Source organism: Streptomyces sp. NBC_00358 (assembly GCF_036099295.1).
In the GTDB taxonomy this organism is placed as follows: Bacteria; Actinomycetota; Actinomycetes; order Streptomycetales; family Streptomycetaceae; genus Streptomyces.
Genome location: NZ_CP107976.1, coordinates 6,635,701 through 6,651,038, shown reverse-complemented (window position 1 = coordinate 6,651,038; position 15,338 = coordinate 6,635,701). Strand labels below are relative to the sequence as shown.

The following is a 15,338-nucleotide window of genomic DNA, read 5'->3' as shown; positions in this document are numbered from 1 at the left end:
GACGAGCTCCCCGGTCTCCGGCACCCCAGGCCGGAGACCGGGGACGACCCGGCCGTCCGCTCAGCTCAGGGCGGCCACCTTGTCGCGGTAGCCGCGCACCGGTGCGGCGTCCCGGTACGGTTCGAGGCGCTTCTCGAAGTCCCGTACGTACTCGACGGCCCGCGCCGACCGCATCTCCGCGGCCTGCCCCGCCGCCTCGGCGCCCAGCAGACAGGCCTGGTCGAGCTCGCCGAGCCCGAGCCGAGCCGTCGCCAGCACCACCCGGCAGAACAGCCGGCTGCGCGCGTAACCGGGCGCCCGCAGTTGCAGCGAGCGTTCGGCGTGCTGCGCGGCGGCCCGGAACTGCTGGAGGTCCCGGTGGCAGTGCCCGAACTCGTCGGCGAGCTGCGCCTCGTCGAAGTACCGGGCCCACTGCGGGACTTCGTCGCCGGTCCGGGACGTCTCCAGCGCGCGTTCGGCCCGGACCAGGGAGGCCGTGCAGGCCCGCACCTCGCCGAGCACCCCGTGGCCGCGCGCCTCGACGGCGTGCAGCAGCGCCTGCACCACGTGCGGGCCCCCCGAGCCGAGGCCCTGCTGGGCGACCCGCGCGAGCTGCACGGCCTCCCGCCCGTGCCCGAGGTAGACGGCCTGCCGGCTCATCGTGATGAGCACGTACGAGCCGTACACCCGGTCGCCCGCGGCCTGCGCCAGGCGCAGCGCCTGGACGAAGTACCGCTGGGCGAGTCCGTGCGCGCCGATGTCGTACGACGTCCAGCCGGCGAGCCGGGTGAGGTCGGCGGCGGCGGCGAACAGGTGCCGGCCGGTCTGCTCCCCGTAGGTGCCGCGCAGCATCGGCTCGGCCTCGTGCTCCAGATAGCGGACCAGTGCCTGGCGGGCGTGGCCGCCGCCGTAGGCGTGGTCCAGGGCGCGGAAGAGCTCGCCGACCGAGCGGAGCGCGGCGATGTCCCCGCCGCTGACCCGCTGGCCGGGGCCCCGCTCGGTCCGGCCGCGCTGCCGGGCCGAGGGTCCCCCCTGCTCGGGCGGTGCCGTGAGCTTGGGCGACGCCGGGCGGCCCTGGGCGGGCACCCGGGAGGGCTGCTCGCCGCGGGAGACCCGGTCGTCGGCCCGGCCGATCAGCCAGTCCCGGCTGGGCACGACGAGTCCGGCCGGGGTGAAGGCGATCTTCCGGAGCTCGGCGTGGCTGCCGGAGTCCTTGCGCCACAGGCCGCTGACGATGTCGACGGCCTCCTCGGGGGTCGCGGCGAACTCCAGCCCCGCGTACACGGGAGCGCAGGCGTCGAGCCCGAGGTCCTGTGCGCTCAGGCGCCGGCCGAGGCGGCGGGTGAAGACCTCGGCGATGAGCGCGGGAGTGGTCCCGCGCGGCTGCTGGCCCCGCAGCCACCGGGTCACGGATGTCTTGTCGTATCTCAGGTCCAGTCCGTGTTCGAGCCCGAGCTGGTCCACGCGACGGGCGAGACCTGCGTTGGAGAACCCCGCTTCTGCGATGAGCGCGGCGAGTTGTCGATTGGGAGTGCGCTGCGCGGGTCGTTCCGTCATCTGCGGTGCGGTCTCCTGCCTTCGGGTCCCCAAGGGGCCGCGGGGCGGCGTGGAACGTGCTTGCGCCTCCCCCGAGGACTCCTTGTGCCCGGATTGCCTGTGAGCAGCCCTTATGGCCTCGTGAACGGCGCGAATGTAGCGGAGCGTAAGCACCGCATCGCACATATCGACATTCATTCATCCGATCGTGTGAGGATTAGCTGTCGGGCTGACGCGGATCGGACGGACGTACAGTGGCGTGGGCGCACGACGGACCTGACGAAAGGTTCCTCCGCGCGCCCCGCACGGGGACCACCACGTGCCCGAGGAAGCTTCTAGGGAGGCGCTTTCCGTGAGTGAGTTGCGGTTCGTCCGCATGGGATTCGGTGCCGAGGCCGTCGAGTACCAGGAGGCGTGGGACGAGCAGCGTCGCGTGCACGCGGCCCGGTTCCTGGACGAGATCCCCGACACCTGTCTGCTCCTGGAGCACCCGCCGGTCTACACCGCGGGCCGGCGCACGGCGGACAACGAGCGGCCCCTGGACGGCACGCCCGTCATCGACGTGGACCGCGGCGGCAAGATCACCTGGCACGGTCCGGGCCAGTTGGTCGGCTACCCGATCCAGAAGCTCCCGCGCCCGGTGGACGTCGTAGCACACGTACGCCGCCTGGAAGAGGCTCTCATCCGTACGTGTGCGGAGTTCGGCCTGGAGACGAGCCGGGTCGAGGGCCGCAGCGGCGTCTGGGTCCTCGGTGACGCCAAGGACCCCGCCGACCGGTCCGGCGCGCTCGGCGGCCTCTCCCTCGACTTCGACCCCCGGCTCCAGGACGAGGAGTTCGACCCGCGGCTCGACGGCCCGGAGTACGCCCCGTCCAACGCCGGTCAGCGCCGCGAGGACCGCAAGATCGCCGCGATCGGCATCCGCGTGGCGAAGGGCGTCACGATGCACGGCTTCGCCCTGAACGTGAACCCGGACAACGCCTGGTTCGACCGGATCATCCCGTGCGGCATCCGCGACGCGGGGGTCGCCTCCCTCGCGGGCGAGCTGGGCCGCGACGTGACCATCGCCGAGGTCCTCCCGGTGGCCGAGAGGCACCTCGGGGACATCCTGGCGAACGCGGACCTGAAGCCGCGCGCCGTCGAAAGAGCGACGGCCTAGAACCCTCACCCCCACCGCGGGAAGCCGCCGGGAATGCACCCCCGCTCCCGAAGGTTGCCCACCTCGGGGGCCGAGAACCGCACGGGCGTACCCTGGTGTACGCCGAAGAATCGAAGTTACAGGGAGCCGATGTGTCCGCAGTCGCACCCGACGGACGCAAGATGCTGCGCCTGGAGGTCCGGAACAGCCAGACCCCCATCGAGCGCAAGCCCGAGTGGATCAAGACCCGGGCGAAGATGGGCCCCGAGTACACGAAGATGCAGGCGCTCGTGAAGAGCGAGGGCCTGCACACCGTCTGCCAGGAGGCGGGCTGTCCCAACATCTACGAATGCTGGGAGGACCGCGAGGCCACCTTCCTCATCGGCGGTGACCAGTGCACCCGGCGCTGCGACTTCTGCCAGATCGACACCGGCAAGCCGGAGGCGCTGGATCGCGACGAGCCGCGCCGTGTCGGTGAGTCCGTCGTCACGATGGACCTGAACTACGCCACCATCACCGGCGTCGCCCGCGACGACCTGGAGGACGGCGGGGCCTGGCTGTACGCCGAGACGGTCCGCCAGATCCACGCGCAGACGGCGGGCCGCGAGGCCGGCCGCACCAAGGTCGAACTGCTCGCCCCGGACTTCAACGCCGAGCCCGAGCAGCTCGCGGAGGTCTTCTCCTCGCGCCCCGAGGTCTTCGCGCACAACGTCGAGACGGTCCCGCGGATCTTCAAGCGCATCCGTCCGGGCTTCCGTTACGAGCGCTCGCTCAAGGTCATCACCGAGGCCCGCGACTACGGTCTGGTCACGAAATCGAACCTGATCCTCGGCATGGGCGAGACCCGTGAAGAGATCAGCGAGGCGCTCCAGCAGCTGCACGACGCGGGCTGCGAGCTCATCACGATCACGCAGTACCTGCGCCCCTCCCTGCGCCACCACCCCGTGGAGCGCTGGGTCAAGCCGCACGAGTTCGTGGAGCTCAAGGAGGAGGCCGAGGAGATCGGCTTCTCCGGCGTCATGTCGGGCCCGCTGGTCCGCTCCTCCTACCGGGCCGGCCGGCTGTACCAGATGGCCGTCGAGAAGCGCGGAGCGTACGTCGCCTCGCAGGCGGTCTGATACGCCGAACGGATCACGTTGCGAAACGAAAGCGGTGGCACCGAGTGCCACCGCTTTTGTGTGAATCCGGGCACAAGCGGCCTTGCTTTCACAAGGGGCCTTTCACATCCCCCGCGGCATCCGCGCAGTTGAAGACACCGTACGGCCCAGTCCAGGAAGAAGACCCGCCGCATCAAGGCTTCACTGGTGTTTGACCGGTCGGTCACGCCCTGGTAACACCAATCAGTGACCCTGGTCCTACGTCACGCACCGCCCCGTCCGAGCCGCCGATCCCTAGGGGGGACCTCCATCATGCAGGCCGCGCCCGTACGCGCCACCGCGATTCCTTCGTTCACCGATGCACTCCGTGCCGTCGAGTCGATCCTCATGAGCAGCGGGCAGCGCACCGCTCGCCGCAACGCCTGGACCTCGGTCCTGGAGGACCGTCGCCGGGCCAAGGACCGGTTCGAGGCGCAGCGCGTGCTGGAATCCGTCTCGCACTCCTGATCGACGCACTCGCGACCGCCGCTCCCCCGGTGCAGCGGTCCCGCCCCGCCGGTACTGCCGTCGTCGGCGCCTCGCGGGCCACGTAGACTCGTGGCATGGCGAGGAAGGAACCCGCAGCGGACGCTGCGAACCCCGGGCGACTCAAGCAGATCGCTCAGACGTACAAAATGACCCGCAAGGCCGATTCCAAGATCGGTCTTGTACTCGCGGCTGTCGGAATTCTCACCTTTGGTGTCTTCCTCGCGATCGGATTCTTGATCGGCCACCCGGTCTATCTCGGTGTTCCCGGACTCCTGTTCGCCTTCCTCGCGACGGCGATCGTCTTCGGACGCAGGGCCGAGCGGGCCGCCTTCGGGCAGATGGAGGGACAGCCGGGCGCGGCCGCGGCGGTGCTCGACAACATCGGCCGAGGCTGGACCACGACCCCGGCGGTGGCGATGAACCGCAGCCAGGACGTGGTGCACCGCGCGGTCGGCAAGGCCGGCATCGTGCTGGTGGCCGAGGGCAACCCGAACCGGGTGAAGGGCCTGCTGGCCGCCGAGAAGAAGAAGATGGCCCGGATCGTCGCGGACGTCCCGGTGCACGACATCCTCGTGGGCAAGGGCGAAGGCCAGGTGGAGCTGAAGAAGGTCCGCACGACGATGCTGAAGCTGCCGCGCGTGCTCGCCGGCCCCCAGGTCACCGCGACCAACGACCGGCTGCGCGCCATGGGCGACCTGATGAGCAACATGCCGCTGCCGAAGGGCCCGATGCCCAAGGGCATGCGGATGCCGCGCGGCGGTCCCAAGCGCTGACCCTCCCGCCCGCTCCGGTTCCCCTTCCACGAGGACCGGGCGGTTCCGAGCAGTACCAAGCAGTTCTACGCCGATGGGGCGCCCGGAGATTCTCCGGGCGCCCCATCGGCGTAGCGGGATCGTCCCGTCCCGGGGCCCGGGACGGGACGGGTGTCAGATACGGACCTCGATCGTGCGGGCCAGGCGGTCGTGCAGGCCGCGGCCGTCGCGGTCCCAGATCAGCGCCGGGACGGCCACGCACAGGAGCGCGGTGCGCAGCAGGGCGCGCAGCGGGTTCAGCCGGCCGCCGCCCTCGGGGACGACGCGCAGACCGAACAGGCGCTTGCCCGGGGTGAAGCCGACGGTACCGACCGTGAGCAGGCCGAGAACGAAGAAGACGAGCAGGGCCCAGTTGCCCGTCGCCTGGTCGTAGCCGTCGGTGAGCAGCCCGTATGCGATCAAGAGGCACAGGCCCCAGTCGACGGCGAGGGCGCCCAGGCGGCGGCCGGGGCGGGCGATCGAGCCCGGTCCGTGCTCGGGAAGACCGAGTTGCTCACCCCGGTACCCGAAATCGACACCGGCGTCCTCCGCCGCCGCGCGGGGACCGGAGAGCCACGATCCGATTGCTTGCCTGTTGTCCACCCGTCCAAGGTACTGGGCCCGTTCTGCCATACGGACAGGAGGGGCCGGGTGGACCCAGGTCGGTTAACTTGGGCGAAACAAATGGGTCACGCTTGAGAAATCCCCCGTCCCTATGGTCGGCTCCAGCGTGTGCCACCGCACTGGCCGCACGAACGAACTACCACCCCGGTCCACAGTGGGCGGGAGTAGGAGGAGCTGGATGTTCCAGAACGCCGACGAGGCCAAGAAGTACATCGCGGACGAGGACGTCAAGTTCGTCGATGTCCGCTTCTGCGACCTGCCGGGTGTGATGCAGCACTTCACGATTCCGGCCGAGGCCTTCGACCCGACCGAGGAGCTCGCGTTCGACGGGTCCTCCATCCGCGGCTTCCAGGCCATCCACGAGTCCGACATGGCGCTCCGCGCCGACCTGTCCACCGCGCGCGTCGACCCCTTCCGCCGCGACAAGACGGTCAACATCAACTTCTTCATCCACGACCCGATCACGGGCGAGCAGTACTCCCGTGACCCGCGCAACGTGGCCAAGAAGGCCGAGGCCTACCTCGCGTCGACCGGTATCGCGGACACCGCGTACTTCGGCCCCGAGGCCGAGTTCTACGTCTTCGACAGCGTGCGCTTCAAGACCGCCGAGAACGAGTCCTTCTACCACATCGACTCCGAGGCCGGCGCCTGGAACACCGGTGCGGTCGAGGACAACCGCGGTTACAAGGTCCGCTACAAGGGCGGCTACTTCCCGACCCCGCCGGTCGACCACTTCGCCGACCTGCGTGCGGAGATCTCCCTGGAGCTGGCCGCGTCCGGCCTCCAGGTCGAGCGCCAGCACCACGAGGTGGGCACCGCCGGCCAGGCCGAGATCAACTACAAGTTCAACACGCTGCTCGCCGCGGCCGACGACCTCCAGCTCTTCAAGTACATCGTGAAGAACGTCGCCTGGCGCAACGGCAAGACCGCGACCTTCATGCCGAAGCCGATCTTCGGTGACAACGGCTCGGGCATGCACGTCCACCAGTCCCTGTGGAGCAACGGCTCGCCGCTGTTCTACGACGAGGCCGGCTACGCGGGCCTGTCGGACATGGCCCGCTACTACATCGGCGGCATCCTCAAGCACGCCCCGTCGCTGCTGGCCTTCACCAACCCGACGGTGAACTCCTACCACCGCCTGGTCCCGGGCTTCGAGGCCCCGGTCAACCTCGTGTACTCGCAGCGCAACCGCTCCGCGGCCATGCGTATCCCGATCACGGGCTCGAACCCGAAGGCCAAGCGCGTCGAGTTCCGCGCGCCCGACTCCTCCGGCAACCCGTACCTGGCGTTCGCGGCCCTGCTGATGGCCGGCCTCGACGGTGTCAAGAACAAGATCGAGCCGGCCGAGCCGATCGACAAGGACCTGTACGAGCTGGCTCCCGAGGAGCACGCGGGCGTCGCCCAGGTCCCGACCTCGCTCCCGGCCGTCCTCGACCGCCTGGAGGCCGACCACGAGTTCCTGCTCGCGGGCGACGTCTTCACGTCCGACCTGATCGAGACGTGGATCGACTACAAGCGCACGAACGAGATCGCGCCGCTCCAGCTCCGTCCGCACCCGCACGAGTTCGAGCTGTACTTCGACGTGTAAGCCCGTCGCTCCAGCCGTACGCCACCGGCCGTGCCCTTCCTCCGGGAGGGCACGGCCGGTGTGTTTTGCCCGGCGGGGGCATTCCAGGGGGAAGGGGGGAGTTCTTTGCCCACCGCGGGGCCGATCGGCACCTGTTCATGGGGAACCGCGGGCGCACAATGGAAAGCGGGACGAGTGCCTGACTGCGGGGTGGTGCGAGATGCAGAGCCGATTCCGGAACGATCGGCAGCTGACCGTGCGGATGACGGTCACGCTGTTCCTGCTCGGATTGCTGTACGTGGCCTTCGTCGCCGCGCTGATCGTGTTGCTGAAGTCGTGGGTGCTGGTCGTCGTGATCGCGGCCGGGGTGCTCATCGCGCAGTACTGGTTCTCGGACCGGATCGCGCTGTACGCCATGCACGGGCGGATCGTGGAACGCGAGGAGTATCCCCAGCTGCACGGCGTGGTCGACCGGCTGTGCGCCGTGGCCGACATGCCCAAGCCGCTCGTCGCCGTGTCGGACATCGACATGCCGAACGCGTTCGCCACGGGACGCAACGCCGATCACGCGGTGCTGTGCGTCACCACCGGGCTGCTGCGCCGCCTGGAGCCCGACGAACTCGAAGGCGTCCTCGCGCACGAGCTGTCGCACGTGGCGCACAAGGACGTCGCCGTGATCACCGTGGCGTCGTTCCTCGGAGTGCTCGCCGGGCTGATCGTGCGGTTCGCGTTCTACTCGCAGCTCTTCGGCGGGCGGGGCCGCAAGGACCAGAACACCGTCGCCATCTTCATGGCGGTGATGGCGGTGTCCGCGGCCGTGTACGCCATCAGCTTCATGCTGATCAGGGCCCTGTCCCGGTACCGCGAGCTGGCCGCCGACCGCTCCGCCGCCCTGCTCACCGGCCGCCCCTCGGCGCTGGCGTCCGCGCTGACCAAGGTGACCGGGGACATCGGCCGGATCCCGACGAAGGACCTGCGGACCGCGCAGGCCTTCAACGCCTTCTACTTCACCCCCGCGCTCGGCGCCCAGCCCGGCATCGCCAACCTCTTCTCCACCCACCCGAGCCTGGAGCAGCGGCTCGCGCAACTGGCCCGCATCTCCGTCGAGCTGGGCGAACCGGCGACCCCGGACGCGAACGCCCCCACTAGCGGAGAGGCCGTCTGACCGTATGGGGTTCCTGGACATCCTGCTCGGCCGCAGCAAGCCCGCAGCGCCGGATCTCGACCAGCTCTTCGGGCTTCCGTCGGCGGCGGTGACGCTCCAGGCGGCGGCCGGGTTCGTCCCGACCGGCACGGGCGCGGTGTGCTTCGCGTCCGTCGAGGGCGCGGCCTTCGCCGGGGCGCAGCAGGAGGCGCAGGCCCTGCTCGACGCGGACTCCGAGCGGACGGGTTCCCCGGTGGAACTCAGCAGGGACGAGTACGGATACTCGTGGCTCGTCTCCCGCCGTGAGCCCGACGACCTGCCCGCGCTGGTGAGCGATCTGCACGCGGTCAACACCGCGCTGGAGGGCACCGGCTTCGGGCCTCAGCTGCTCTGTTCCGTGGTGGGTTTCCGGGACGGCGGACAGCGCCGGCTCGACCTCGTCTATCTGTACAAACGCGGAACCTTCTTCCCCTTCGCGCCGCTCGCCGGCGAGGCCGAGCGGCGCGACAACGCGCTGGAGCTCCAGATCAAGGCGGCGCTCGGCGACGACCTGCGTATCGAGCAGGATCTCGCCCGCTGGTTCCCGATCTGGGGTGCCCCGGGACTGTGACCGCCCCGGCGCCGGGTCGGGGCAGGTCCTACTTCTGGCGTTCCTGGCGGCGCGTCTGGAGCGGGCGCTCACGCCGGTAGCGGCGCTCCCACCTGGCCTGGCGGTCACGGCGGTCACGGTACGCCCGGTAGCTGGAGTCCGCGCGGCCCGCGGATCCACCGGAGCCCGGCGAGGCGGCGCCCGAGGACCCCGCGGCGGACGCCCTCTCCCCGGTGCGGCCGTAGCGGACGTACAGGAAGAGCAGGACGATCGCCGCGAGCCACAGGGTGTGGTCGGAGAAACCCATGACGACCAGGATCGCGGTCGCGGAGAAGATCAAGGTGCCCATGACGGGACTCCTTGTATGCGTGAGTGAAAAGGCCTTGACGGCTTTCTGGATGTGCCGACGGGGCGCTGGGGGCGGCGGCCGTCCATCGGTGCGTAGAGAGTAGCCCCGAGACCGCCACCTGATGCCCGTACGGCGGAAAGCGGTGCTCTGCCGCTCCGGAACACCACTTCGGCGCCGGGAGCGTGACCGCCCGTCCGCATCTGGTCTTCTCCCGACTGCACCGTTCCTGGAGACCGAGCGGGAGTGGGTCCTGGTGCCAGGACTCGTGCTCGGTCGAACGCCCCGGACGGTGCTGGGCTCCCCCACTGCCTCACTGGCGTGGGAGGTACCCCCGGGTTGCCCGCGTTCGCTCCGCGTCCGGGCGGCACGGATCGTGTCCGTGGTCCGGGAACGCGGCCGCGGCGCCGACGGTCAGCACCACCGAGCCGGACGCGAGCGGCCCGCCCGGCTCCTCCTGAGCCGACGGTCCCGCTCCGTCAACCCCCTTCCCGGAAAGGGATTACGCCCGTCTCTCCGGTCACCCGGGAGATGTCCGGCACGCCGCACCCACCTCGGGAGCGGCGCGACCCGCGTGCGTAAATGGGGGATGCCCTCTCCCTTCACACACGACCACGACGGTGAACGACTGAGCTGCGTCGGCAGCGACGGGGACGACGCGGACGACTCCGGCGGCGCCGCGCCCACCGCCGTCCTCCTGCACGGCGCGGGCAACGGCAGCAAGGAGCGACTGCTCCCGCTGCTGGACGACTTCGCCGCCCGCGGCTGCGCGGGGCTCGCCTTCGACTTCTCCGGACACGGTGAAAGCACCGGCGCGCTGGGCGAGTTGAGCCTGCGACGGCGTTTCGAGCAGGCCGTGTCGGTGATCGACGCGACGGTTCCGGCGGGCGCCCCGCTGATCCTCGCCGGTTTCAGCATGAGCGGGCAGACGGCGGCCGATCTCGCGCGGCACTACGGGGAACGCGTGGTGGCTCTCGTGCTGTGCGCGCCCGCGGTGTACGCCGCCGAGGCCTGGCCGATTCCGTTCGAGGACGCGAAGAGCGGGAGCGGCGTCTCCCCGCAGGACGGCGCCGGGACGGTACCGAGCCGCTTCAGCCGGATCATCCGTACCCCGGACAGCTGGCGGCGGTCTCCCGCGCTCGACGTACTGCGGGCCTACGAGGGGCGGGCGGTGCTCGCCGTACCCGCCGTGGACGCGGTCATCCCGCCCGCCGTGACGCGGGCCGTCGCGGACGCGCTCACCGCCCGCGCCCGCTTCACCCGCTTCGAGCTGCCCGACGCCGATCACCTGCTGGGCCTCTGGTTCCGCGACCACCCCGAGGACCGGCGGCGGCTCGTGGACCTCGCCCTCGCCGGACTCGGCGATCCGGTCCGGACGGCCGTCGGCGCCTGAACGTCCGCGCGGTCTCACACACCCGGGGCCGCCGGGACCACTCCGGCGATCACCGCCGCGCCGAGCGCCGCGTGGTCGGTGGCGTTGCGGTCCGTGTAGCGCAGCGCGAAGTCCGCGACGGCCCGGTCGAACGTGTCGGCGCCGCCGAGGTAGGCGGAGATCGCGACGCGGTCGCCGGAGCGGGCGTGCGCGCGGGCCAGGGCGGTGCCGCAGAGCCGGGCGTAGGCGCGCAGTTCGCCCGGACTCATGCCGGCGATGTCGGCGGCCCCCTTCATGTCGTGCAGTTGGCGCCAGTAGAACGCCCGCCCCTCGGGGCCGGTGGTCCAGCCCAGGAAGATGTCGCCGGCGGCCTGCATCAGCCGCTGCCCCGCGACGACCCGGCGGCCGGGATGGACGTACGGGCCGCCGGGGAGATGGTCTTCGAGTACGGACGGTCCGGCCTGCTTGATCTGCAGGAACAGCGGGTCGTCGGCGTCGCGCCCGGCGAGCAGCACGATGAAGCAGCGGGTGCCGACGCTGCCCACGCCGACGACCTTGCGGGCCGCGTCGACGAACCGGTAGCGGTCGAGGAGCAGGCGGCGTTCCTCGGGGAGCGTGGAGCGGTAGTCGCTGAAGATCTTGCGGAGCGAGGCCTTGTCCAGGGATCCGACCGGTTCCAGCAGGGGCGGGTCGTGGACGATGCGGCGGCGCCCCTCGACGGTCTCGGTGAGTTTGCCGAGCGCCTGCAGGCTGGTGCGGCGGCGGGCGCGGGTGAGGGTCGCCTCGGCGCGCCGGCGCCTGCGTCCGGAGCGGACCAGGGGGAGCAGCAGATCGGCGTCGATGTGCTGGTACCAGACGGTCAGTTCGCCCTGCCGGGCCAGCCGTCGCATGACCTCCCGGTACTGCCCGGCGGCCGCTCGTGCCGCGCCGAACACGTGCTCCTCCTTGTGCCCGTTCTCGCGGGCCGCGACCGCGACGCTGGCCGCGAGCCTTTTGACGTCCCACTCGAAGGGGCCGGGGAAGGTCTCGTCGAAGTCGTTGAGGTCGAAGAGCAGGGAGCGCTCCGGGGAGGCGTACAGGCCGAAGTTCAACAGGTGTGCGTCGCCGCACAGTTGGACGGTGAGCCCGGTGTTCGGCTGGGCGGCCAGGTCGGCCGCCATGACGGCCGCGGCCCCGCGCAGGAACGCGAGCGGTGACGCCGACATCCGCGCGTACCGGATCGGCAGGAGCTCCGGAAGCCGGTCCCTGCCCTGCTTCTGCAGGACTCCGACCGGGTCCGGGCGGTCGGCGGCGGGGATCCAGGTGCCGTGCGCGGAACGGGAGACCCGCTTGCGGGCGGCCCGGCCCCGGGCGGTCCGGTCCGCCGAGGTGGCCGTGACGCTGTTGCGGAGCACGGCCGTCAGTGCCTTACGGCGCGGGCCACGCCGGTCTTCACGTCGCCGGTGAGGGAACGGTTGCTGCGGGCGGTGGCGTTCTTGGAGGCGCCCCCGGCGACGTCGTTCACCGTCACGACCGTCGTGTCGAGGAGGTTGCCGCTCTGGTCGCGGAAGTCGACCTGGACGACGTACGACTTCGCCGAGGAGGTGGGGTTGGTGACGGTCAGCTCGACCGTGGCGCGGCCGTCGGAGTCGGCGCTCGCGCTCCCGTCGAGCTTCACCTCGTCCTTGGCGTCCACGCCGTTCTTGAAGTCGTCGAACCTGCGGCCGGCCTCGGCGGTCGCGGAGGCGAGGGCATCACCCGCCTGGGTGGCGGCGGACGCGGCCTGCGAGACGGCGGAGGCCGCCCGGGAAGCGGCGGACGCGGCCTTGGAGGCGGTGCCGGAAGGGCTGCTGTCGTCCGAGCAGGCGGTCAGTTGCGTGGCCAGGGCCGCCACCACGAACGCGGCCAGGATCAGTCGGACCGGTCCTCGTATGCCGTTCCTCTGATGCATCGTCTCTCCCCACGTGGTCCTGGTTCGCCTCCGGATCCCGCTTCCTCGCGGTGGCCCCAGTCAAGGCCGCGGGCCGGGCCGCCGCATGCCCGGCTACGTCGAACGGGTGAGCCGCGTCCTGGGACCGGCCGTTGTCCGAGAGGATGAGGAGCACGGAGAAAGAGGCACGGAGCACGGGGCGAGCGGACGGAGGCGACGTGACGGGGAAGCCGCGGCACATCGGGGTGGCGGAGCGGCGGGCACGGCTCGGGCTGCGGCAGCGGCTCGTGCGGGCCGCGCGGGCGGCGACAGCCGAGGAGGTCGCGGATTCGCTGGTCGCGCTGCACGGCACCGACCCGGCGACGGTGTACCTCGCGGTGGGGGCCCGTCTCGCGGACGCCGGGGAGACCGTGACTCAGGTCGACCGGGCACTGTACGAGGACAGGTCACTCGTACGGATGCACGGCATGCGGCACACCGTGTTCGTGTTCCCCACCGGCCTGGCCGCCGTCGTGCATGCCTCGACGGGGCTCGACATCGCCGCGAAGGCCCGTGCCGGACTCGTCAAGGACCTCGCCACCGGGAGCGACGGGCGGCTGACCGAGGAGTGGCTCGACGAGATCGAGGCGTCCGCACTCGCCGCGCTGGCCCGGCGCGGGCAGGCGACGGTGAACGAACTCACCCGGGACGAACCGCGGTTGAAGGAGCAGTTCGTCTACGGGGCCGGGAAGAGTTACGAGAGTCCGCAGACCGTGTCGTCCCGGCTGATGCGGGTGCTGGGCGTCGAGGGCCGGGTGGTGCGGGGGCGCCCGCTCGGCTCGTGGACGTCGAGCCAGTTCCGCTGGGCGGTCGCGCCGCCCCATCCGCACCTCCCGCCGGCCGAGGCCCGGTCCGAGCTGCTGAGCCGGTGGCTGACGGCGTGCGGGCCCGCCACGGAGGCGGACCTGAAGTGGTGGACGGGCTGGAAGGTCACCGACGTACGGCGGACGCTGACCGCGATCGGGGCGGTGGCCGTCTCGCTCGACGGCGGGGATACGGGGTACGTGGCGGCGGGCGACGAGGGTCCGGTGGACGGGCTGTCCGCACCCTGGGCGGCCCTGCTGCCCGGCCTCGATCCGACGCCGATGAGCCGGCAGGAGCGGGACTGGTATCTCGACCCGTCCCTGCGGGCCGCCCTCTTCGACCGCAGCGGCAATGTCGGGCCGACGGTGTGGTGGGACGGCCGGGTGGTCGGGGGGTGGGCGCAGCGGCCCGACGGTGAGGTGGTCTGGCGGCTGCTGGACACCGGGGGTGTCGGCCGTGAGGCGCGGGACGCGATCGCGGCGGAGGCCGGACGTCTTCAGTCGTGGATCGGCCCGACCCGGGTCACCCCACGCTTCCGGACCCCCCTGGAGAAGGAACTGTCGACGGAGTGACTGCCCTTATCGAAAGGGGAGTCGCCGACGGACCCTGGTCCGGGGCCGGACGGGAGCAGGGAGCGGGGAGCGGGGAGCGGTCGCAACGCCGCCGCCCGGCCGGGGACGAGGACTGGGCCGACGCCGGAGCCGGACGGGGTACTGGAGCTGACGCCGGGGCCGCCCCCGGAGGCACCACGAGGTCGGACCCGACGCCAGGGGGCACCACGAGGTCGGCCCCGACGCCGGGGCGCACCACGAGGTCGGCCCGGGTGCCGGGGCCGGGGTGGTGCCGGGTGGCCCCGCGGCGGGCGGAGGCACCCGGCACCCGGTGGATCGGCGCGCTCAACTCCTCAGCGCGCGTACCTCATCAGCGCACGCACCATGTGGCACGTGGTGTCGGACGGCGAATGGACGCCGATGAGCTCCGCGGTACTGCGGATCTTCTCGTTGCGGGCCTGGTTCGGCACGTACACACCGGAGTCGAGCAGGGCTATGGCGAGTCGCATCGCCTTGAGCCGGCGGTTGTGCGTGACGTACCAGTCGCGGGGGCGCCCCGGCGGCAGCGGGCGCTTCTCGACCGGGTCGTACGGCAGGTCCAGCGGGACCGCCCTCTTGGATGTGGACTGAGTGGGCAGCGGCTTCAGTGCGGCAGCGGGCACAGGCATCCTCCTGTCGCGGTCGGGGCGCCGTCCGGACCGCCCGGCGACACCCTCGAACACTGCTTCTATTCTACCGCCGGGCACTGACAAAAGCCGCTGGCCACAGAGGCTTTGGGGGCGCCGTGACAGCGGAGCACGAGGGTGTCTCGCGTACCGTGTGCGGCATGGAGATCTGGATCAATCCGGCCTGTTCGAAGTGCCGCAGCGCGATCAGCCTGCTCGACGCGGAGGGGGCCGAATACACCGTCCGCCGCTACCTGGAGGACGTGCCCGGCGAGGACGAGATCCGGGCAGTCCTCGACCGTCTCGGCCTCGAACCGTGGGACATCACGCGCACCCAGGAGGCCGACGCCAAGGAGCTGGGGCTCAAGGAGTGGGCGCGGGACGCCGGTTCACGGGACCGGTGGATCAAGGCGCTGTCCGAGCACCCCAAGCTCATCCAGCGGCCGATCATCACCGCCGCCGACGGGACGGCGCTGGTGGGCCGCACGGAAGAAGCGGTACGGGACGCCCTCTCCCGGTAGCGGGCCCCGCACGGTCGGCACCCCGCCCGCCCAACTCCCGTGTGATCCAGGTTACTTAAGTGAATACCGTAACCATTGAGTAACCGCGTTCGGCATCTCGTACATAGCGGCGTAACGCCCCCCACCGCTCTGGAGGCG

General features: G+C 71.2%; 15 protein-coding genes and 1 pseudogene. 10 read left to right on the top strand and 6 right to left on the bottom strand.

Going from position 1 to position 15,338, the window contains the following annotated elements; genetic code table 11:
• Positions 1–60: 60 nt before the first annotated feature.
• Entirely contained in the window at positions 61–1,536 is a 1,476-nt protein-coding gene (locus OHT01_RS28300; RefSeq protein WP_328555929.1) for a regulator, read from the bottom strand.
• Between the two features lie 331 nt (positions 1,537–1,867).
• On the opposite strand from OHT01_RS28300, the gene lipB reads away from it, so the two are divergent.
• From lipB to OHT01_RS28280, 4 genes are all read left to right on the top strand, one after another.
• The gene (gene lipB / locus OHT01_RS28295) at positions 1,868–2,674 is read left to right on the top strand and encodes a lipoyl(octanoyl) transferase LipB (protein WP_328555928.1); all 807 of its coding nucleotides are present in this window, start codon (positions 1,868–1,870) and stop codon (positions 2,672–2,674) included.
• Between the two features lie 131 nt (positions 2,675–2,805).
• Positions 2,806–3,771 carry a lipoyl synthase gene (gene lipA / locus OHT01_RS28290; RefSeq protein ID WP_328555927.1) on the top strand — a complete coding sequence of 322 codons (966 nt, stop codon included), beginning with the start codon at positions 2,806–2,808 and terminating at the stop codon, positions 3,769–3,771.
• A 291-nt stretch (positions 3,772–4,062) separates the two neighbouring features.
• A complete protein-coding gene (locus OHT01_RS28285) occupies positions 4,063–4,257 on the top strand; it encodes an SCO2195 family GlnR-regulated protein (protein ID WP_328555926.1) in 195 nt (64 codons plus the stop codon).
• 95 nt (positions 4,258–4,352) lie between these two features.
• On the top strand, positions 4,353–5,051 hold the full coding sequence (locus OHT01_RS28280) for a DUF4191 domain-containing protein (protein WP_328555925.1): 699 nt from the start codon (positions 4,353–4,355) through the stop codon (positions 5,049–5,051).
• 153 nt (positions 5,052–5,204) lie between these two features.
• Here the strand turns inward: OHT01_RS28280 and OHT01_RS28275 are convergent, their stop codons facing one another.
• On the bottom strand, positions 5,205–5,672 hold the full coding sequence (locus OHT01_RS28275; protein ID WP_328555924.1) for an RDD family protein: 468 nt from the start codon (positions 5,670–5,672) through the stop codon (positions 5,205–5,207).
• Between the two features lie 199 nt (positions 5,673–5,871).
• Here OHT01_RS28275 and glnA point away from each other — a divergent pair, with 199 nt between their 5' ends.
• The 3 genes from glnA to pspAB all read left to right on the top strand — a co-directional run bounded on the left by glnA (position 5,872) and on the right by pspAB (position 9,014).
• A complete protein-coding gene (glnA, locus tag OHT01_RS28270) occupies positions 5,872–7,281 on the top strand; it encodes a type I glutamate--ammonia ligase (protein WP_328555923.1) in 1,410 nt (469 codons plus the stop codon).
• A 199-nt stretch (positions 7,282–7,480) separates the two neighbouring features.
• Positions 7,481–8,425 (top strand): zinc metalloprotease HtpX, encoded by a 945-nt coding sequence (gene htpX, locus OHT01_RS28265; protein ID WP_328555922.1) that lies wholly within the window; start codon positions 7,481–7,483, stop codon positions 8,423–8,425.
• A 4-nt stretch (positions 8,426–8,429) separates the two neighbouring features.
• A complete protein-coding gene (pspAB, locus tag OHT01_RS28260) occupies positions 8,430–9,014 on the top strand; it encodes a PspA-associated protein PspAB (RefSeq protein ID WP_328555921.1) in 585 nt (194 codons plus the stop codon).
• Positions 9,015–9,042: 28 nt separating this feature from the next.
• Here pspAB and OHT01_RS28255 read toward each other — a convergent pair whose 3' ends face one another.
• A complete protein-coding gene (locus tag OHT01_RS28255; RefSeq protein ID WP_328555920.1) occupies positions 9,043–9,342 on the bottom strand; it encodes a hypothetical protein in 300 nt (99 codons plus the stop codon).
• Positions 9,343–9,928: 586 nt separating this feature from the next.
• On the opposite strand from OHT01_RS28255, the pseudogene OHT01_RS28250 reads away from it, so the two are divergent.
• Positions 9,929–10,729: pseudogene (locus OHT01_RS28250) on the top strand (alpha/beta hydrolase); the annotation flags it as partial.
• Between the two features lie 17 nt (positions 10,730–10,746).
• Here the strand turns inward: OHT01_RS28250 and OHT01_RS28245 are convergent.
• A complete protein-coding gene (locus tag OHT01_RS28245; RefSeq protein WP_328555919.1) occupies positions 10,747–12,105 on the bottom strand; it encodes a DUF2252 domain-containing protein in 1,359 nt (452 codons plus the stop codon).
• A gap of 5 nt (positions 12,106–12,110) precedes the next feature.
• Complete coding sequence (locus OHT01_RS28240; RefSeq protein WP_328555918.1) at positions 12,111–12,641, bottom strand: FxLYD domain-containing protein; 531 nt, start codon at positions 12,639–12,641, stop codon at positions 12,111–12,113.
• A gap of 197 nt (positions 12,642–12,838) precedes the next feature.
• Here OHT01_RS28240 and OHT01_RS28235 point away from each other — a divergent pair, with 197 nt between their 5' ends.
• On the top strand, positions 12,839–14,035 hold the full coding sequence (locus OHT01_RS28235; protein ID WP_328555917.1) for a winged helix DNA-binding domain-containing protein: 1,197 nt from the start codon (positions 12,839–12,841) through the stop codon (positions 14,033–14,035).
• A gap of 332 nt (positions 14,036–14,367) precedes the next feature.
• On the opposite strand, the gene OHT01_RS28230 is transcribed toward OHT01_RS28235, so the two are convergent.
• Entirely contained in the window at positions 14,368–14,676 is a 309-nt protein-coding gene (locus OHT01_RS28230) for a hypothetical protein (RefSeq protein ID WP_328555916.1), read from the bottom strand.
• 164 nt (positions 14,677–14,840) lie between these two features.
• Here OHT01_RS28230 and OHT01_RS28225 point away from each other — a divergent pair, with 164 nt between their 5' ends.
• The gene (locus OHT01_RS28225; RefSeq protein ID WP_328555915.1) at positions 14,841–15,200 is read left to right on the top strand and encodes an arsenate reductase family protein; all 360 of its coding nucleotides are present in this window, start codon (positions 14,841–14,843) and stop codon (positions 15,198–15,200) included.
• The last annotated feature ends 138 nt before the right edge of the window (positions 15,201–15,338 follow it).